Below are 19,115 nucleotides of genomic sequence, written 5' to 3' on the forward strand. Positions count from 1 at the left end.
CGCGCCCGACCCGCGCCCTCGCACTACCGGTCCGCGGCACGACACGCCAGCCCTCGCATCCGGCGCGTCGAGTACGTACGGTCGGAGGATGGCGCGCGACGAGTATCAGCCGGAGGAGCTCTACACCGGCCCCATCGACCTCCCCCTCCTGCAGGAACTCGACAGCGACAGCTCCGAGCCCGAGACTCCCGAGATCAGCTACGACGAGCAGCGGTACCCCGCCCGCCCGCGGCGGCTGCGTCCCCGTGACAACCTCCGCTCCGGGCGTGTGCGCCGGGTCACGACCGACCCCCGTACCGCGAACGGCTCGAACCCGTCGTACGTCGAGTGGCTGGTGCGGCAGTCGATGCTGAAGGATGCCGACGTGCTGGCCCGGCAGCTGTCGGGGCAGCCGTCGATGTGGCGCAACCCCTACGCCCGCCCCGATGCGCGCCGTGCCATCGCGACGAGCGATGTGTGGTTCACCGCCTACCCGATCTCGCTCATCACCCGGCCCGGCCAGTCGTTCCTCGCGTCCCTCGGCGACGACGCCCTCTGGTCGGCCTTCGAGCGCGTGGGGATCACCGCAATCCACACCGGACCGGTCAAGCGCGCCGGCGGCATCGCCGGGTGGCTCGAGACCCCGAGCGTCGACGGCCACTTCGACCGCATCAGCACCGCGATCGACTCGGCCTTCGGCACCGAAGACGAGTTCCGCGCTCTCTGCGACGTCGCCGACACCCACGGCGGCAGCATCATCGACGACATCGTGCCCGGTCACACCGGGAAGGGCGCCGACTTCCGCCTCGCCGAGATGGGCTTCAAGGACTACCCCGGGATCTACCACATGGTCGAGATCCTCGAAGAGGACTGGGCGCTCCTTCCCGAGGTTCCGGGCGACGTCGACAGTGTCAACCTCGACCCCGCGACCGAGCACGAGCTCGCCGAACGCGGCTACATCATCGGCGCGCTGCAGCGCGTCATCTTCTACACCCCGGGCGTGAAGGAGACCAACTGGAGCGCGACGGCACCGGTGCTCGGCCCCGACGGCGTCACCCGCCGCTGGGTGTACCTGCACTACTTCAAGCAGGGCCAGCCCTCGATCAACTGGCTCGACCCCACGTTCGCCGGGATGCGGCTCGTCATCGGCGACGCCCTGCACTCCCTCGGCGAGCTCGGCACGAGCGCGCTGCGCCTCGACGCCAACGGCTTCCTCGGCGTGGAGAAGAGCACCGAGGGGCTCCCCGCGTGGTCGGAGGGCCACCCGCTCTCCCACGCGGCGAACCACATCATCGCCGGCATGGTGCGAAAGGTCGGCGGGTTCACGTTCCAGGAGCTGAACCTCACGATCGAAGACATCCGCGACACCGGCGCGGTCGGCGCCGACCTCTCCTACGACTTCATCGGCCGCCCCGGCTACCACCACGCCCTGGCGACCGGACGCACCGATTTCCTGCGCCTTGCGCTGACCTCCTCGCTCGCTCTCGGCGTGCAGCCGGTGCAGCTGGTGCACGGCATGCAGAACCACGACGAGCTCACCTACGAGCTCGTTCACTGGGCGACCCGGCACGCCGAGGAGGAGTACCGCTTCCGAGGGCGGGAGGTGAGCGGCAGCGAGCTCGCCGAGATCGTCCGCGCCGAGCTCACCGAGAGCCTCACCGGCAGCGCCGACTTCAACCGGGTGTTCACTCAGAACGGCATCGCCTGCACGACGACGTCGCTCATCGCCGCCGCGCGCGGCGCGACGCGGCTCGATGACATCACCGACGACGACATCCCCGCCATTCGCGACGCCCACCTGCTGCTGTGCGCCTACAACGCCTGGCAGCCCGGGGTCTTCGCCCTCTCGGGCTGGGACCTCGTCGGCATGCTCACGGTGCCGGCCGACCAGGTCGCCGACCTCATCAGCTCGGGTGACACGCGCTGGATCGAGCGGGGTGCGCACGACCTCCTCGACGTCGATCCGCAGGCGACCCGGTCCGCGGCGGGCATGCCGCGCGGTCGTTCGCTGTACGGCTCCCTCCCGGCGCAGTTCACCGACGAGGACTCGTTCGCCTCGCGGCTCTCGCAGATCATCGAGCTGCGTCGCCGCCACGGCATCGCCACCGCGACGCAGGTCGACGTGCCCGAGGTCGCCCACCACGGGATGCTCGTCCTCGTGCACCGTCTCGACGACGGCGCACACGACGCCGATGCACCGCTGCAGGTCACGGTGCTGAACTTCGCCGGCGAGCCGGTCGAGGGAACGGTCCGCTCGAAGCAGCTCGAACGGCGGTCGGAAGTGCGCGACGCCGCGACCGGCGAGGTGATCGGCCACGTCGACGATCTGCAGAGCTTCACCGTGTCGCTGCCCGCCTACGGCGCGATCTTCCTCCTCCTCGAGCCCGGCGAGCCCGACGAGGACGAAGATCTGATCGGATGACGCGGTCGGGCGCTCAGCCCGCGAGCGCGGCGTCGATCCCGGCGAGCGGCACGGGGAGCCAGGTGGGGCGGTTGCGCGCCTCGTAGATCGACTCGTACACGGCCTTGTCGAGCACGAGGGCGCGGAGGATGACGGGGTCGAGGCCGACCGATCCGTCGGCGCCGGCATAGGCCTGGACGAATGCGGCGCGGCAGGCGGCGGCCCACGCCGCGGCATCCGATGCTCCTCCGACTGCGCCGGCGTAATCGAACGAGCGGAGCATACCCGCGACATCCCTCGTCGCAAGGTCGGGCACCGCGCGCTCGTGCATCGGCCGGAGCGGCTCGCCCTCGAAGTCGACGATCCGCCATCCGGCGCCGGGGACGGCGAGCACCTGCCCCAGGTGCAGATCGCCGTGGATCCGCTGCAGCCGCGGCCAGGGGCGGGCGAGCGCGGCGTCGTACACCGCCTCGATCGCTGCGGCGCGGTCGGCGACAGCGGGGACCTCGTTCACGGCGATCGACAGACGGCGGCGCCACGTGACGCCGGCAGCCAGAACCGCTTCCGGACCGCCGTCGGCGGTGCCGAGAGCCTCGCCGAGCGCTCCGTGCACTCCGGCGACGGCTGTGCCCAGATCGCGCGCGGCGTCGGTGAAGTCGCGCCCTTCGCGCGCCGCTTCGAGCGCGATGGCCCACCCATCGCGGACGCCCGGGAGGAACTCCTGCGCGAAACCGAGCGTTCCGCGGGCGACCCCCTCGATCATCCCGCTGTCAGGCCACTCGGCGTCGACGCTGCCGAGGAACTTCGGGACGAACGGCGACCCGGCGGCGCTCAGCGCACGCTGCACCGTGACATCCGGATTCTCCCCGTCGTGCAGGGTGCGGAACAGCTTGAGGATGATGGTGGGCTGACCGTCCTCGTCGAAGACGATGGAGGTGTTCGACTGCTCACCGGTGAGGACACGGCTGCCGGTCACGCGGCTGGCATCGACCCCCATGGCTTCGAGGGTCGCGATCGCGAACGGGGGATGCTGCGCCGCATCGATCTCGCAGCCCTCGGCTGTCCGCGCGATGAGCGCGGGCGTGTCAGGGGCCGTCGGCACGCTCGAGACGGGCACGTGGTAGAGCACCGGCCGGGCGCCGGCGTCATCCATCAACAGGTAGCGGGTCGCGTGGGGCACCGATTGGGTGTCGAGGAGCCGGAAGCGGGGCTCATGGCTCTTCCCCGCATACCAGCGTTGCTGCGCCACCCAGGCGCCGAGTTCGTCTGCAGAAGGCACCATCCCACCTTGGCGTGCGCGGGCACCCCCGTAAAGGACTGGACGGGCGTTGCCAGGAGGCGTAATGGGAACGGTCAGTCGCCCGCCAGGAATCCGTCCCGCATCTCGACGATACGATCGGCGTGCGCCGCCATCCGCGGGTCGTGGGTGGACACGATCGCGGCGATCCGGTCGCCGCGGACGAGCTGCACGAGCATCCGCATGATCGCCTCGGCGTTCGCGCTGTCGAGGCGGCCGGTCGGCTCGTCGGCGATCAGCACTCGGGGGCGATGCGCCAGGGCCCGGGCGATGTCGAGGCGCTGGCGTTGTCCGCCCGAGAGCTCCGGCGGACGCTGCGCCGCGTGAGCGGAGAGGCCGACGGCCTCGAGCACCGCCGAGCTGCGCTCGTTGCGGCTCGCCCGATCGAGCCCGCCGAGGCGCAGCACCAGGTCGACGTTCTCGCTCGCCGTCAGTTCGTCCAGGAGTGCAGACGCCTGGAAGACGAACCCGAGGTCCTGCCGGCGGAACGCGACCTGCTCCCCGCGGCTCGCGGAGACCACCGAGCGTCCGTCGAGCCGGACGTCGCCGCGGGAGGGCCGATCAAGACCGCCCAGCAGATTCAGGAGGGTGGTCTTCCCCGATCCGGAGGGGCCGCGCAGCACGACCAGCTCGCCGGCTCGCAGTTCCAGCGACACCCCACGCACCGCCCTCACCCGTGCCGCACCGTGACCGTAGCTGCGGTGCAGATCCTCCGCGCGAAGGACGACGGCGGCACTCACTCCGGCTTCTCCTCCGTGGCGGTGGGGTGCACCTCGACGTGGTCGCGCTCGAGCTGCAGCCGGACCAGATCCTTCAGTGCCAGGGCCCGCAGGTAGTCCTCGGGCAACTGGAGCCGGCCGACACGGTCGAGGACGGCGTACTCGCGAGCGTGGGTCTGCTCTTCGCCGTCCTCTCCGACCCGCTGTTCGCGGTGGGTTTCGGTCGACAGACGTCCGTCGCGGATCTGCACGGTCCGTCGCACCTGGCGGGAGACCCCCTCGTCGTGGGTGACGATGAGCACCGTGGTGCCGAGGGCACGATTGACCTCTCGCAGCGCACCGAAGACGTGCTCGGAGTTGGCTTCGTCGAGCTCCCCGGTCGGCTCGTCGGCGAAGAGCACCGCCGGCTCGTTCGCCAGGGCGACTGCGATGGCCGCGCGCTGCTGCTGTCCGCCCGACAGCTCGGCCGGGCGCCGGTCGCCGAGGTCGCCGATGCCGAGGACGTCCAGCAGCTCGCGGGACCGCGCGCGGCGCGCGCGGCGCGCGGTTCCGGCGATGGCGAGGGAGGTGGCGATGTTCTCGGTGACGGTCAGAGGCCCGAGGAGATTCCGCTCGGCCTGCTGCCAGACGAAGCCGACCGTATGGCGCCGGTAGCGTGTGCGCTCGCGCGAGGACATCGTCAGCAGATCGTGTCCCGCGACCGTCGCCGACCCGGCGGTGGGGGTGTCATGACTGGAGAGGATGGACAGGAGGGTGGATTTCCCCGAACCCGAGGCGCCCACCACGGCGGTCACCTCGCCCTGTTCGACGGTGAGGGTGAGTCCCTGCAGGGCCTGGACCTCCACGCCGCCGGTCGAGTAGATGCGCACCAGGTCGGTGCACTGGATCTGCGGTGTCATCGATCTCCCATCCGGAGGGTCGTGGCAGGGGTACGGCGCGCGGCGATCGCGATCGACACGGCGGCGGTGAGGGTGGCCGCCAGCGCGACCGCGGTGAGGGCGACGGCGAGAGGAAGCGGGTCGATCGTGACCTCGGGCGCCAGCCGCCCCCCGACGAAGGGGCGAAGGTCGACGACGGTCGTGATGACCCACGGAAGCGCCATCCCCGCCGCGAGCCCCACGATGAGCCCGAGGAGGACGGGCGGGGTGAACTCCCACCGGGCGATCTGTCGCTCCTGCCGGCTGTCCGCCCCGATGATCCGCAGCACCGCCGCCGTCCGAGCCCGCGCGCGGGCGGCGGTGACGGTGGCGAGCACGACGGCGACGGCGGTCAGGGCGAGGGCCGCTCCCGCCGCCCACGGGAGTGCCGCGTCGATACCGCGGGTGAGCGGCGATGCGAGAGCGGCGGCGACCTCCGCATCCGCGGCGACCGTCACCACGCCGCCGCTGAGCTCGCGGGGGACGGCCGCGCGCACGACCTCGTCGATCGTCGCGGCGAGCGCCGCGGCATCCGTCCCCTCCGACGCCGCGACGACGAGCTGCTCGGCGTCCGGAAGGTCGCGACCCAGGACGTCGAGCAGACCCGCATCGATCAGCGCCCAGTTCGGCGAGGAGCTCGGCAGCGCGGTCGTCGGCACGGTACCGGTGACGATGACCCGTGCGCCTCCGATGCGGCTGTCGTCATCGAGGGAGGGGGCGAGGTCTTCGGAGACCAGGAGCGGGATGCCGCCCGCTTGCGCCTCCGCCAGGCCCGTGAGGCCTGCGAGGTCGGGCCTCACCTCGGTCAGGGCGGCGGTGTCGGTCACGATCAGGGTGAGGCTGGCCCGCGCAGAGTCGCCCGCGGCCCGGACTCCCGGGATCTCCGCGATCGCCGCAGCCGCCTCGACGCCGGGGACCCGCGCGACCTCCGACCTCACCGAAGGGGGGATCGCCGGCGCGATGACGAGGATGTCGCCCCCCACGTCCTCGCGGGCGCCGGCGACGATCGCGGTGCGCAGGGTCGACCCGAACACGGCCGAGAAGACCACGACGGCGACGCCCAGGATGAGCGCGAAGCTGGCGGCGAAGCCGAAGACCGGGGCGCGGATGGCGCGGGCCGCTCCGAGGAGGGGGGCGGGCCGGTCGCCGCGGTGCGCCCGGCGGAGCAGGAGCTGAAGGGGCAACGGTGCGAGGCGGAGGGCCAGGAGGCTGATCGCGGCCATCACCAGAACCGGTGCTGCGATGAGGAGGGGGTCGAGTGCGACCGCATCCGCCGCGCCGGCGATGCCGCGCTGGGCGACGAGCAGCACCGAGACCAGGGCGAGCAGGCCGACGGCGACGTCGATGACGAGGCGCCGACGGCCCGAGCGCGGGCTCAGGTCGCGACGCTCGGCCGTCAGGTTCCCGGGTGAGGCGAGGACGGCGAACAGAACGGGGACGGCGGCTGTCACCAGGAGCGGCAGCACCCAGCCGGAGGCGCCGACGGGCTCCGGGACCGCGACGGCCGCGAGGACTGTCGCGGCCGTCGCCGCGGGGACGGCGAGGAGGAGACCCTCACCGGCCATCGCTCCGCGCAGCTGTGCCCCGCTTGCGCCGCGTGCGCCGGTCAACGCCAGGACGGGACGGCGGACGCGGACCACCGCCGATACGCCGAGCGTGAAGACGGCGAGGACGAGTCCGAGCAGTCCCGACAGGGCGAACGCGAGCAGGGCGGTCACCGTGGCGGTGCGGGCCAGCGCGGCGTCGATCTCGTCAGCGGACAGCGTGGCGAGGGAGACATCGCCGCCGTAGGGCATCACCAGGCCCTGCGCGAGGGCGCGGCGAAGCTGATCGGCGCTCTCGGGCGCGTCGACCGCGCGCAGCGGCGACGCCGACACCGGGTAGTAGGCGAGGAACGTTCCGGTGGTGAAGCTGGTCGTCAGGCCGCCGAGCCCGGCGGTGTCGATGATCACCGCAGCCCGCACCGTCGCCACCTCGCCCGGAGTCGACTCGACCACGGGTCCGGCGAGGTCGGTGAGGTGCGCCCAGTGTCGGTCGGCGGCATCGAGGGGGTGATAGAGACCGGCGACCCGCAGCTCGAAGGGTCCGTACGTGAGGACGTCGCCGACTCCCACGTCGGCCGCCGTCGCCGTCTCGACCGCGACGGCGATCTCCAGGACGGGGTCGGGTGCGGGCGTGGTCTCGTCTCCCGACCACGGCGCGGGGGCGGCTCCTTCGACGATCTCCACCCGCTCGCGCCACCCGGGATCCACGGCGAGCCCGGCGAGGAACCGCGGTCGGGGTGCGGCGCCGGGACCGGCGTCGGTGCCGGTGTGCACGGGAATCGTGTCGCGGGGTTCGGTGCGTACCACCCACTGCGGGTCGCCGACGAGGGCGCGTAGGGGCGGGGGCAGCTCGTCGGCGAAGGCCTGCACCGCGGCATCCGTCGGGGCGGTCAGTCGATCGATCGGCTGGCCGGCGATCCCCGGCACCAGCCCGATCGTGCCCGCGGCACGGATGTCGCGGACCGGAGGGGGGAGTGCATCGAGGGCGCTGTGGAGCTCAGCGGTGGCGAGGGCGGCGGTGACACGCGGGATGACCGCCGCGGCGAAGGCGGTGACCGCGACGAGCAGCGCGACCAGGAGAGTGGCGCCGAGGCGGTCGGCGCCGATCCGGGCGAGGAGACCGGCTGTGCTCACGCGGGAACGGCGACTCATCGTCTGCTCCCGTCGCCGCGGATCCGCCGGGCGTCGCGGCGAACGGCCACGACCACCCCGGCGACGACGGCGGCGCCCAGGAGGACGAGCGCGCACAGCCCCGCGCTGAGAAGAGCGGAATCGACCTGGATCGACATCGCGGGGGCGAGGGCCGCATCAGGGACGGCGGCCCGCGCCAGAGCACGGACTGTCAGAAGCACCACGGCGCAGCCGGCGACCGCACCGATGAGCAGGCCGATCACGATAGTCCCCGTCCACTGGCGGCCGCGAAGCGCGGCCTGGGCGGTGGGGCGGAGGCCGAGCGCGCGCAGGGCGGCGACCTCGGACACACGGCTGCGGCGCTCGCCGCCGGCGACGACGACCAGGGTGAGGGCGCTGAGGAGGATGGTCACGATCGCGACGACGGTCATCGCCTCGGCAGGAGCGGCGAGGATCGTGCGGCGGTCGTCCGAGGCGGCGGTGAGGACGGTCGCGCTCGGTGCGATCACCCGTCGGACCTCGGCGGCCGCACCCGGACCGGTCTGGTCCACCCAGATGGCCGTGGGCGGGACGACACTGCGCGGTGCGAGGATCGCGTCCATCTGCAGAACCGTCAGGTCGACGAAGAGTGCCACCGGCTCTGCCGTGCCGGGAATCGAGGGCACGATGGCGGCGACGACCCCGGTGTAACGGGCGACGCGCTCGATGCCGAAGGAGATGGGGTCGCCGACGGCGAGACCGTACCGGTCGGCGAGGGCGGCGGAGATCGCGACCGGGGGCTCCTCGAGCAGGGGTGCGGGTTCGCCCGTCTGCGCCATCCGCACCTCGGTCACTCCCGGTACGACGCGGAACCCGCCGTCGGGGAGGGGGTCGGGAGGGGCCAGGACGTCACCGACGCGCGCAGCCCAGGCGCGATCGGCGAAGACCGGGTCACCGCTGTCTGAGAGGAACGTCGCGGGGCCCACGACCGCCTCGGATCCCACGATCGCTCCGTCGGGGAGGTCGACGTTCCAGCCGACGAGCCGCGTCGTCGATCCGGTGGGTGGCAGATCGAACCGCGCATCAAGCTCCGCCCCTGTGGCGGTGTCGGACAGGCTGACCGTCCCTGGCAGGACGCGAAGCGTGCCGTTCTCGTCGAGGAGCAGGAGCGACAGCGCGGGCGGGACGGCGAGTCCGGTGACCGGAAGCCGCAGGGCGAGGGTGCGAAGTGCCGGCGGCAGCTCCGGTCCGGGAGCCGCGACCCCCACGCGAGCGGCGAGCGATCTCGGGTCGATGACCTGTCCGGCTGCGGTGGGCAGAGTGGCGAGCGCGGTGACGTCGGCGGCGACGAGCGCCCCCGTGCCGTCGCTGAGCTGCAGCGCGGAGAGCTGGACGGGCGAGGCGCTCCCCACGTCGGCGGCCGCGGCGACGGCATCGAGGTCGGTCGGAGTGAACCCGCCTCGCCCCGAGACGATCAGCACATCGGCTCCTGCACGGAGGGCGCTCGTCTCGGTGAAGGCCTCCTCCCACGTCTGGCCGTAAGAGGCGGCCGTCGCGAGGGACCCGACAGCGAGGGCGACCGCCGCGAGCGCGGCGGTCATCTGCGGCATCCGTCTGAGGAGGAGTCGTCCCGCCAGCGCTCCGCTCGGCAAGCGGGCCGATGCCGACCGGTCGACGGTCGTGGCGACCGGGGGGATGAGGAGAAGCAGTGCGAAAAGGACACCCACGAGCAGGAGAGCGGGCGCAACGCCAGTCAGCGGGTCGGTTCGCAGAGCCCCGTCCGGGGAGGTGACGACAGGTGAGCCGTAGAGCAGGAGCTGCCAGACCGAGAGGACCGCTGCCGCACCCACCAGGGTCGCGAGCAACGGCGCCCCTGCGCGTCGGCGCCGCCTCCGTGCACCCGGCGCACGGGGCGGTCCCGATACGCGGAGCGCGGCGGCGCCGGACGCGAGGGCCGACACGACGATCGCGGACGCCGCCAGCGTCGTGGCGACGGGGGGAATCTCCGCGACGGGGGTGCCTTCGGCGATCAGGGAGCCGAGCGCCGCCCCGACGACGGCGCCCACCGCGGCACACGCTCCACCCTCGAGTGCGGCGGTCGCGGCGGCGGGCGAAGCCGAGAGACCACGCGCCCACAGCAGCGCGTACTCCGACCGGCGTCGCCGCGCCAGGTATCGGGTCAGTGCGACGAGGGCGACGCACTGGGCCGCGAAGAGCAGTGCGATCGAGACCGGGACGAGCGCGCGGGCGCGATCGACGTCGGCCATCACCGCCTGCGCGGTGTCGGTGAAGCGTCCCGGGGTGGAGAGCCCGGTCACCTCGACCCCGTTGTCGGCCAGTCGCACACGAAGCGTCGGCCAAGACCGGAGTGTCTGCGCCAGGTCGCCGACGGTGAGCGTCCCCGGCGTCGGGGCGATCACCCACTGCACCCGCGGGCGGGCGTCGGCGAAGTCCGACCAGTCCGGCTCCGCGAGGACGAAGGCGGGTTCTGACCCGCGACCGCTCGTGATGCGATCGTCGCCGACCCACGCGGGATCGCGCACGTCGATCGCCCGCCAGGTTCCCACCACCCTGACGGGAACACCCCCCAGGACGACCTCGCTGCCCACTCCGAGGCCGAAGCCGGCCGCCGCATCCGCCTGGATCATGGTCTCGCTCTCGCCGGCCGGCGCGCGCCCGTCGGCGACGGCGACAGCGCCGCCCAGGTCGACGCCCCGCAGCACGAGGGCCGCGCGGTCCTCCTGCGGCTCGCCGAGAGGCATCTCCGCGGAGACCGACCGGAGGACGGGCCAGTCGGCATCGCGCGGCAGAGCCCCCGCGATCGCGTCGCGGACCCGCTCGTCCTGGTCGACCTCGTCCGTGGCGAGGGGGAGGCGGGCTGCGAGGGCCAGATCGGCCCCGGCGCGGAGGTCGAGCGCGGCGCGCGTGCCCGCCTGCGCCGCAGCATCCATCCCGGAGAGCATCACGACGCCCGCCCCGGTGACCAGCGCGACGACGACGACGACCGCGGCGAAGACCGGGACGAAGGGACGCGCGCGCCGCAGTGCCAGCACTAGGGATGGCCTCACTTCTGTGTGTGAGGGGGAGTCTAGGGCGGCGCGCCTTCTCTCGGGGAGGGAACGATGCGGGAGAAGCGGCGGGGTCGCCGTCAGGCGAGGGCGATGTCGGGCCGACGGACCGCCGAGCCCGACACCACGATCCCGCCGGTGGCGGGGCTGTCGACGGTGAGCCGACTCGGGCGGCCGACGCGGGAGCACTGCCGAATCGTCAGGGGTGGGGTGAGATGAGCGCCGTTGTCCGCGCAGACAGGACCTGCAGAACCCCGACACGGGGTGGGCGACAGGCCGGGCGATACGGGGGGCGACGGGCGGGGAGGCGGAGCCCGCCACCGAACCGGACGCGAGCACAGCGGCGAGGACGTGTCGATCCGCCGGTCAGTCGCGGACCGCCGGGTCGGGGAGGCGCACCGCCGAGCCGGACACGACGATGCCGCCCGCGGCGGGGATGTCCACCGTCAGCTCGCTCGGTCGTCCGACGTGGGTCCCCTGGAAGATCCGAATGCGCTGCGGCGGTGTCACCGCCCGCGTCTCCCGCAGATACCCGCCGAGGGCGGCCGCGCCGGCCCCTGTCGCCGGGTCTTCGCTGATCTCGCCCACGGGGAAGACGTTGCGTACATGCCACCGGTCGGCCGTCTCCGGCCAGGCGACGATGATCGTGGCGGGCCATCCCTCGGCGTCCATCAGGGCGCGCGCCGCGGCGGGGTCGAAGGTCATCCGGTCGAGGGTGGCGCTCGAACGCACGACGAGGAGCGGATGCCGGTTGCCCGCGAAGGGCAGCGCTGCGGCGTGCGCGGGGTCGAGGTCGGCATCCTCGAGGTGGAGGACCTCGAGGATGCGCGTGCGCGTATCGGCGGGGAGATCCTCCACGAAGGGGACGACGCTCGTGAAGCGCACCACGCGGTCCGCGTCGTCGTCGTTGACGGTGATCTCGATGCGCCCCACGGGTGCGGTGAACGAGTACGCTCCGGCGCCGCGCAGCTCGGCGAGGGCCGCCGCCGTCGCCACTGTCGCGTGGCCGCAGAAGGGAACTTCGGCGAGGGGTGAGAAGTAGCGGATCGACAGGGCGCCCTGGTCGTCGCGGGTCACGAAGGCGGTCTCGGAGTAGCCGACCTCGGCTGCGACGCGGAGCATCTCGTCATCCGACATCCCGTCCGCATCCAGCACGACCCCCGCGGGGTTGCCGCCGGCGGGGTCGGAGGAGAAGGCGGCCCAGCGCTGGACGCGCGGTGCGAGAGGTCGTGCGGCAGCCACCCCCCTACGCTACGCGTCAGGAAGGTCGCAACAGCGCCGGCGCCCGGATGGATCAGCTTCTCGATAAGCCGGGGCCGTCGCCGTTCGCCGCGACGTGACGAGGTTGCCGGTGCTCAGCCCCTCGCCGGCACGAGCTCGGTGAGCAGGGTCTCGATGCGGCCCCGGATGTCGTCGCGGATGCGCCGGACGGCGTCGATGCCTTGACCGGCGGGGTCGTCGAGCTCCCAGTCCTCGTACCGCTTCCCGGGGAAGATCGGGCAGGCATCGCCGCATCCCATCGTGATGACGACGTCGGATTCCTTGACGGCTTCCACGGTGAGCACCTTGGGCTGCCGGCCCGCGATGTCGATCCCCTCCTCAGCCATCGCCTCGACGGCTACGGGGTTGACCTGATCCTTCGGCTCCGACCCGGCGGAGAGAACTTCGACGCGGTCTCCGGCCAGTGCGTGGAGGAATCCGGCGGCGATCTGCGACCGGCCAGCATTGTGGACGCAGACGAACAGGACGGTGGGCTTGTCGGACATCCGGTCCTCCTTTCTCGGTGGATGAGAAAAGCATAGACCGTGATCTATTTATGAGCTAGACGGTCGACGTCACGAGTTCCGGAAGAAGGTCGCGCACGCGCGACTCGATGTCGTCGCGGATGCGGCGCACGGTCGCGGTCGGTTTGCCCACGGGGTCTTCGAGGTCCCAGTCGAGGTAGCGGCGACCGGGGTAGACCGGGCACGCATCGCCGCATCCCATCGTGATGACCCAGTCCGCGGCGCGCACCGCCTCGTCGCTGAGCGGCTTCGGGAATTCGCCGCCGATCGGCACCCCGATCTCGTCGAGGGCGTAGACGATCGAGGAGCGCACGTCGGCGGCGGGGGCAGACCCCGCGCTTCGAACGATCACCCGGTCGCCGGCGAGCTGGCGGAGGATGCCCGCGGCGATCTGCGAACGCCCGGCGTTCTGGACGCACACGAACAGCACCGACGGCCGGTCGGGCGGGTGGCCATCGATCCGGGTCAGGTCATCGAGGCGGGATGCCGCGAAGGAGGCCGTGCGCGACACCTCGAGGGCGGGCCTCCCGGCCGCGATGAGCATCTGGTGACTGTCGGTCACGTAGCGGGCGACCGTTTCGGGGCTGAACACCCCGCGGTAGCGCGCGGTCAGGTCGTCGATGACGCGCGAGAGGTCCGCCTCGCCCCCGGTCGGCGGGGGACCGAGGAGGGTCGTCACGCGCTCCTCGTGCGCCGGGTCGAGGGAGTACCAGACCCGCCTGCCGTCTTTCTCGCGCTGCACGATGCCCTCGGCGTGAAGAGCGGACATGTGGTGGCTGACCGTGGGCTGGCGGAGTCCGAGCGATTCGGCGACGCGGCCCACGAGCACCCGCCCGTCGGCGCTGTCGCGCATCATCCGCACGATTCGGGCGCGGGTGGGGTCGGCGAGGAGGGTCAACCCCGCGTCATCCGTCCCCGCACCCATAGACGCAAGTCTATGCGCTGCCGGTCGCACGGATATCGTCGAATCCACCGTTTGTCGGATGCTGACGGCCCCGCTGTCCGACGATGATGCGAATCTCCGACGGACGGTCGCGTCACGGGTGGCGGAGGCGACGCTCAGACGCCGTTGCGGGTCGAGCGGCGCTCGAGGAACACGGTCGAGCGCCACCGGCCGGCGTGCGGGCCGTTGGTCGACTGCGCGATCCGCTCGCGCGTGCCGACGACCCGGAACCCGGCGCGCTCGTGCAGGCGCAGGCTCGCGGTGTTCTCGGGGAAGATGCTCGACTGCACCGTCCAGTAGCCGGCCGCGTCGGCGGCATCCAGGAATGCCCCGTGCAGAACTGCGCCGATCCCGCGGCCCCGAGCCCGGGAGTCGACATACACCGAGTGCTCGATGACGCCCCGGTACACCTCGCGCGTCGACACGCGCGACGCGGCCACCCAGCCCACCACCTCGCCGTCCAGGTCAGCGACGAGCCGGGGGTGAGCGATCTTGCCCGCGTCGAACTGCTCCCACGTCGGCACCGTGCTTTCGAAGGTCGCTTCTCCCTCGGCGATGCCCTCGGCGAGGATCTGCTCCACGCGCGGCCAATCGTCCGCCGTCATCGCCCGCACCGAGACCATCAGCAGCACGAACCGCCGAGATCGGTCGAGCACACCCCGGTTGCCGGCAGGGCGAGGGCCACCGTGGTCGCGGCGGCCATGTCGCCGGCGATCCACGCGACGATCGAGCGGACCTGCTCGTAGCCGGTGGCGAGGAGGAACGTCGGCGCCCGCCCGTAGGACTTCATCCCGGCGAGGAAGAAGCCGGGTTCGGGATGCCGCAGCTCGGCGCTCACGGCGCTCTGATCGAGCGGGGGCGGAGGCCCTCGAGCGCGGTCGCGAGCACCGTGTCTGCCAGTGCATCGGCGTCGAGCGGGCCGCCCGGGCGGTACCACTCGGTGAGCGAGTTCACCATGCCGAACACCAGTCGGGTGGCGACGGCGGCGTCGACGTCGGGGCGCAGCATCCCCTCGCTCTGAGCGCTGGCGACGACCTCGCTCACACGGTGGTCGAAGGCGCGGCGGCGCTCGAGGGCCGCCTGCTCGACCCGGCCGTTGCCGCGGACGCGCAGCAGCAGCGTCACCTCCGGCAGCTTCTGCACCAGGACGCGCACCGCGCCCCGGATGACCCTTTCGAGTTGCGCGCCGGCGTCGGCGGACGGCTCGGCGAGTACTCCCTCGAGGGCGGTGAGCGCGTCGTCGAGGGCGAGGCCGAGGAGCTCCTCCTTGGAGGAGAAGTGGTGGTAGAGCGCCGACTTCGTCACGCCCAGCCGGTCGGCCAGGTCAGCGACCGAGGTGGCGTCGTACCCCTTCTCGATGAAGAGGGCGACCGCGACGGCGAGCACGTGCTCCCGGTCGTTTCCCGGGCGACCGCGTCGTCCGCGGGGGGCGGCGTCGGCGGATGCGGGCTGGCTCGTCACCCGCTCACTCTGGCATCTTCCCGGTCGTCGGGCGAGCGCCTCGGTCGTTGAGCGAGCGCAGCGAGACGAAACGTCGGGGTGCTGCGTTTCGTCTCGTCGCTGCGCTCCTCGCTCAACGACCACCGCATCGTTGCGGGCGGAACCGTCGCCTGACAGAATTACTGAACGATCGGTCTGCAACACGTTCGCGACGAAGCGGAAGGCCCAGGATGACCCGTTCACCCCTCCGCGTCGAGCACGCCGGCGACCGCACCGTCGTCGCGCTCGACCGCCCCGAGGTCCGGAACGCCATAGATCAGGCCACCGTCGACGCCCTGCACGCGGTCTGCGCCGATCTCGAGCGAGAGCCCCGCACGCTCATCCTGATCGGCTGCGGTGGCGTCTTCGCCTCAGGCGCCGACATCGCCGAATTGCGAGACCGCCGCGCCGCCGACGCCCGCCGGGCGATCAACCAGGCCGTGTTCACCCGCATCCGCGCCCTCCCCATGCCGGTGATCGCGGCACTCGACGGCTACGCGCTGGGCGGCGGGGCCGAGCTCGCCTACGCCGCCGACCTCCGCATCGCCACGCCCAGGCTGAAGATCGGCAATCCCGAGACCGGCCTCGGCATCATCGCGGCCGCAGGGGCGACCTGGCGGCTGCCCGCGATCGTGGGCGAGGCGCGCGCCGCGGAGATGCTCCTCACCGGACGGATCCTCGACGCCGACGAAGCACTGTCGTGGGGGCTCGTGTCGGCGCTGCATCCGCCGGACGAGCTCCTCGACGCCGCGCACAGGCTCGCCGACCGCATCGGCCGCAACGATCCGCTCGCCACCCGGTACACCAAGCGGGTGCTGGAGGCCGAACCGCTCGACCAGCCCGCCCTCGTGAACGAATTCCAAGCGGAGCTGTTCGAGAGCCCTGAGAAGATGCGCCGTATGACCGCCTTCCTCGAGCGGAGAGCCCGATGACTGCCGCTGACGAAGCGCCCCGCCCTGTCGCAACGCCCCCGCGGGTCGGGGTGCTCGGCGGCGGCAGGATGGGCGCGGGCATCGCGCACGCATTCCTCCTCGCAGGCTCCGAGGTGACCGTCGTCGAGCGCGACACCGAGGCCGCGGAGGCGGCGCGCGGTCGCATCCTCACGAGCATCGCCGACTCGACCCGCCGCGGGGCGACCGATCGCAGCGAGGCCGAGCTCGCGGCATCCGTCCATCTCTCCACCGACGTGACCGATTTCGCCGGGGCGGGGCTCGTCGTCGAGGCGGTGCCCGAAGACCGCCGCCTCAAGCGCGACGCGCTCGCGCGCATCGAGGCGATCGTCGCGCGCGACGCGGTCATCGCCACCAACACCTCCTCGATCGGGATCGCCGCGCTCGCCGACACCCTGCAGGATCCCGCCCGCTTCCTCGGGCTGCACTTCTTCAACCCCGTGCCCGCCTCGCGCCTGGTCGAGATCGTCGTCGGTGACGCCACCGCGGCCGGCGTCGTGGAGCGCGCGCGCGGATGGGTCGACGCGATCGGCAAGACCCCGATCGTCGTCTCCGACGCCCCCGGCTTCGCCTCCAGCCGCCTCGGTCTGGCGCTGGCGCTCGAGGCGATCCGCATGGTCGAGGCCGGGGTCGCGAGCCCGGCCGACATCGACGCGGCCATGGAGCTCGGCTACCGCCACCCCGCAGGACCTCTCCGCACCACCGACATCGTCGGACTCGACGTCCGACTCGCCATCGCCGAAGAGCTGCACGCCACCCTCGGCGACCGCTTCGCCCCGCCCGACCTGCTGCGCCGCATGGTCGCCGACGGTCACCTCGGCCGCAAGACCGGGCGAGGCTTCTACGAATGGAGCACGCCGTGACCGACATCCTTCCCAGCTACATCCGCGACGGCTGGTGGACGCCGGCGGAGGATGAGGTCGCCGCGGTCGTACGCGACGCGTCGACCGGCGAGCCGGTGGTGCGCCTGAGCACCCGTGGCCTCGACCTCGCCGGGGCGCTCGAGCACGCGCGCACGGTCGGGCAGGAGAGCCTCGGCGCGCTGACGTTCCACCAGCGGGCGGTGCTGCTGAAGGAGTTCGCCCTCGTGCTGCAGGGGCGGAAGGACGAGCTCTACGCCCTCTCCGAGCGCGCAGGCTCCACCCGGCGCGATTCGCTCAGCGATGTCGACGGCGGCATCGGTGTGCTCTTCACCTACTCCTCGAAGGGGCGCCGCGAGCTGCCGAACGCGAAGGTCTACGTCGACGGGCCGATCGAGCCGCTGTCGAAGGACGGATCGTTCCTCGGGCGTCACGTCTACACGCGTCTTCCCGGTGTTGCCGTGCAGATCAACGCCTTCAACTTCCCCGTGTGGGGGGCGCTGGAGAAGTTCGCCCCGGCGTTCCTCGCGGGCGTCCCCACCGTGGTCAAGCCCGCCTCGCCGACGGCCTACATCGCCGAGGCGTGGGTGCGCATGCTCGCCGAGACCGGACGCCTCCCCGCCGGGTCGCTGCAGCTGGTGAGCGGCAGCGTTCCTGACCTGTTCACCGCGCTGCGCCTGGGCGACCTCGTCGGGTTCACCGGCAGCGCGACGACCGCCTCACGCCTGCGGGCGCAGACCCCCGACGGGGTGCGGTTCACCGCCGAGACCGACTCGATCAACGCCTCGGTGCTCGGCCCCGATGCCGCCCCCGGCACGCCCGAATTCGACGCGTACGTGAAGCAGCTGCTGGTGGAGATGACCACCAAGGCGGGGCAGAAGTGCACCGCCATACGCCGGGCCATCGTCCCCGCCGCCGCGGTCGACGCGGTCGTCGCGGCGCTGGGGGAGAAGATCGCCGAGAGGGTCGTGATCGGCGACCCGCGCGCCGCGGGCGTCACGATGGGTCCAGTGGTCTCGCGCGCGCAGCGCGATGAGGTGGTGCGGCAGGTGCGGGCGCTGCAGGATGCCGGGGGGACGCTCCTCCTCGGATCGCTCGACGCCCCCGAGGTCGTCCACGCCGACGGCTCGGTCGGGCCCGCGCCCGAGGGTGCGTTCGTCTCGCCGATCCTGGTCGGGTTCGATGACCCGACCGCGCCTGCCGTCCACGACATCGAGGCGTTCGGGCCGGTCGCGAGCCTGCTGCCGTACGCCTCCCTCGCCGAGGCCGCCCACCTCGTCGACCGCGGCGGCGGGTCGCTGGTGACCTCGGTCGCGACGAATGATCCGGATGTCGCGGTGGAGCTCATGACCCGGATCGCCGCCTTCAACGGTCGCGTCCTGTTCCTCAGCCGCGAGAACGCGCGCACCTCCACCGGGCACGGGGCGCCCGTGCCGCATCTGGTGCACGGCGGGCCCGGCCGCGCGGGGGGCGGCGAGGAGCTGGGCGGCATCCGTGCGGTGCTGCACCACATGCAGCGCACCGCGGTGCAGGGCTCGCCCGAGATGCTCACCGCCCTCACCGGCGTGTGGCACGAGGGCGCCGAGGCGCAGCCGGGGGGAGCCCATCCGTTCCGCAAGTCGCTCGCCGAGCTGCGGATCGGCGACCAGGTCGTCTCCGAGACGCGCGAGGTCGCCCTCGACGACATCGAGACCTTCGCCCGGTTCACCGGCGACACCTTCTACGCCCACATGGACGAGGAGGCCGCCGCCGCCAACCCGTTCTTCCCGGGGCGTGTTGCGCACGGGTATCTGCTGGTGTCGTGGGCCGCGGGACTCTTCGTCGACCCGGCGCCCGGCCCGGTGCTCGCCAACTACGGCCTGGAGAACCTGCGGTTCGTCACGCCGGTGTCGCCGGGCGACGAGATCCGTGTCGTCCTCACCGCGAAGCAGATCACGCCGCGCGAGACCGACGAGTACGGCGAGGTGCGCTGGGACGCGGTCATCCGCAACCAGCGTGACGAGATCGTCGCGACCTACGACGTGCTGACCCTGGTCGCGAAGGAGGGAGCGTCGGTGTGAGACG

The 19,115-nt window shown here is 72.5% G+C and carries 14 protein-coding genes and 1 pseudogene; 4 read left to right on the plus strand and 11 right to left on the minus strand.

The annotated features are described in order from the left end of the window. Positions 1–88: 88 nt before the first annotated feature. Positions 89–2,401, plus strand: a complete 2,313-nt coding sequence (gene treS, locus HDC37_RS07395) for a maltose alpha-D-glucosyltransferase (protein WP_179559777.1) — start codon at positions 89–91, stop codon at positions 2,399–2,401. A 13-nt stretch (positions 2,402–2,414) separates the two neighbouring features. Here treS and HDC37_RS07400 read toward each other — a convergent pair whose 3' ends face one another. The 11 genes and pseudogenes from HDC37_RS07400 to HDC37_RS07450 form a co-directional block, all read right to left on the minus strand. Next, positions 2,415–3,659: a phosphotransferase gene (locus HDC37_RS07400; protein ID WP_179559778.1), complete on the minus strand. Its 1,245-nt coding sequence runs from the start codon at positions 3,657–3,659 to the stop codon at positions 2,415–2,417. Positions 3,660–3,733: 74 nt separating this feature from the next. Next, positions 3,734–4,417, minus strand: a complete 684-nt coding sequence (locus tag HDC37_RS07405; RefSeq protein ID WP_179559779.1) for an ABC transporter ATP-binding protein — start codon at positions 4,415–4,417, stop codon at positions 3,734–3,736. Then, positions 4,414–5,295 (minus strand): ABC transporter ATP-binding protein, encoded by an 882-nt coding sequence (locus HDC37_RS07410; protein WP_179559780.1) that lies wholly within the window; start codon positions 5,293–5,295, stop codon positions 4,414–4,416. Before HDC37_RS07410 ends, HDC37_RS07405 begins: the two co-directional genes overlap by 4 nt. Further along, positions 5,292–7,991: an FtsX-like permease family protein gene (locus tag HDC37_RS17395; protein ID WP_218869486.1), complete on the minus strand. Its 2,700-nt coding sequence runs from the start codon at positions 7,989–7,991 to the stop codon at positions 5,292–5,294. The genes HDC37_RS07410 and HDC37_RS17395 overlap by 4 nt, the downstream gene beginning before the upstream one ends. 14 nt (positions 7,992–8,005) lie before the next feature. After that, on the minus strand, positions 8,006–11,020 hold the full coding sequence (locus HDC37_RS07420; protein WP_179559782.1) for a hypothetical protein: 3,015 nt from the start codon (positions 11,018–11,020) through the stop codon (positions 8,006–8,008). Between the two features lie 381 nt (positions 11,021–11,401). Then, positions 11,402–12,277, minus strand: coding sequence for a PhzF family phenazine biosynthesis protein (locus HDC37_RS07425; protein WP_179559783.1), 876 nt, complete (start codon positions 12,275–12,277; stop codon positions 11,402–11,404). A gap of 113 nt (positions 12,278–12,390) precedes the next feature. Beyond that, positions 12,391–12,801 (minus strand): arsenate reductase ArsC, encoded by a 411-nt coding sequence (locus HDC37_RS07430; protein ID WP_179559784.1) that lies wholly within the window; start codon positions 12,799–12,801, stop codon positions 12,391–12,393. 55 nt (positions 12,802–12,856) lie between these two features. Then, positions 12,857–13,744 (minus strand): metalloregulator ArsR/SmtB family transcription factor, encoded by an 888-nt coding sequence (locus tag HDC37_RS07435; RefSeq protein WP_179559785.1) that lies wholly within the window; start codon positions 13,742–13,744, stop codon positions 12,857–12,859. A gap of 134 nt (positions 13,745–13,878) precedes the next feature. Beyond that, the gene (locus HDC37_RS07440; RefSeq protein WP_179560069.1) at positions 13,879–14,385 is read right to left on the minus strand and encodes a GNAT family N-acetyltransferase; all 507 of its coding nucleotides are present in this window, start codon (positions 14,383–14,385) and stop codon (positions 13,879–13,881) included. Beyond that, a pseudogene (locus tag HDC37_RS07445) lies at positions 14,385–14,588 on the minus strand (flavoprotein); the annotation flags it as partial. The gene HDC37_RS07440 and the pseudogene HDC37_RS07445, both read right to left, overlap by 1 nt. 8 nt (positions 14,589–14,596) lie before the next feature. Continuing rightward, entirely contained in the window at positions 14,597–15,223 is a 627-nt protein-coding gene (locus tag HDC37_RS07450; protein ID WP_179559786.1) for a TetR/AcrR family transcriptional regulator, read from the minus strand. Positions 15,224–15,432: 209 nt separating this feature from the next. Between HDC37_RS07450 and HDC37_RS07455 the strand changes: the two genes are divergently transcribed. Genes HDC37_RS07455 through paaZ form a run of 3 tightly spaced genes read left to right on the plus strand, consistent with a single transcriptional unit; the run spans position 15,433 to position 19,111 of the window. Continuing rightward, positions 15,433–16,173 (plus strand): enoyl-CoA hydratase/isomerase family protein, encoded by a 741-nt coding sequence (locus HDC37_RS07455; RefSeq protein WP_179559787.1) that lies wholly within the window; start codon positions 15,433–15,435, stop codon positions 16,171–16,173. Next, positions 16,170–17,054 (plus strand): 3-hydroxyacyl-CoA dehydrogenase family protein, encoded by an 885-nt coding sequence (locus tag HDC37_RS07460; protein WP_179559788.1) that lies wholly within the window; start codon positions 16,170–16,172, stop codon positions 17,052–17,054. Before HDC37_RS07455 ends, HDC37_RS07460 begins: the two co-directional genes overlap by 4 nt. Beyond that, positions 17,039–19,111, plus strand: coding sequence for a phenylacetic acid degradation bifunctional protein PaaZ (gene paaZ / locus HDC37_RS07465; RefSeq protein ID WP_179559789.1), 2,073 nt, complete (start codon positions 17,039–17,041; stop codon positions 19,109–19,111). Before HDC37_RS07460 ends, paaZ begins: the two co-directional genes overlap by 16 nt. Positions 19,112–19,115: the final 4 nt, after the last annotated feature.

The sequence above is a fragment of the Microbacterium sp. AK009 genome (assembly GCF_013410955.1).
Lineage (GTDB): Bacteria > Actinomycetota > Actinomycetes > Actinomycetales > Microbacteriaceae > Microbacterium.

Bases quoted from the DNA above. Each gene is read 5' to 3' on its own strand.
- treS (WP_179559777.1), top strand. From the start codon at position 89: ATGGCGCGCGACGAGTATCAGCCGGAGGAGCTCTACACCGGCCCCATC.
- HDC37_RS07410 (WP_179559780.1), bottom strand. From the start codon at position 5,295: ATGACACCGCAGATCCAGTGCACCGACCTGGTGCGCATCTACTCGACC.
- HDC37_RS07430 (WP_179559784.1), bottom strand. From the start codon at position 12,801: ATGTCCGACAAGCCCACCGTCCTGTTCGTCTGCGTCCACAATGCTGGC.
- HDC37_RS07435 (WP_179559785.1), bottom strand. From the start codon at position 13,744: ATGGGTGCGGGGACGGATGACGCGGGGTTGACCCTCCTCGCCGACCCC.
- HDC37_RS07440 (WP_179560069.1), bottom strand. From the start codon at position 14,385: ATGGTCTCGGTGCGGGCGATGACGGCGGACGATTGGCCGCGCGTGGAG.
- HDC37_RS07455 (WP_179559787.1), top strand. From the start codon at position 15,433: ATGACCCGTTCACCCCTCCGCGTCGAGCACGCCGGCGACCGCACCGTC.
- HDC37_RS07460 (WP_179559788.1), top strand. From the start codon at position 16,170: ATGACTGCCGCTGACGAAGCGCCCCGCCCTGTCGCAACGCCCCCGCGG.
- paaZ (WP_179559789.1), top strand. From the start codon at position 17,039: ATGGAGCACGCCGTGACCGACATCCTTCCCAGCTACATCCGCGACGGC.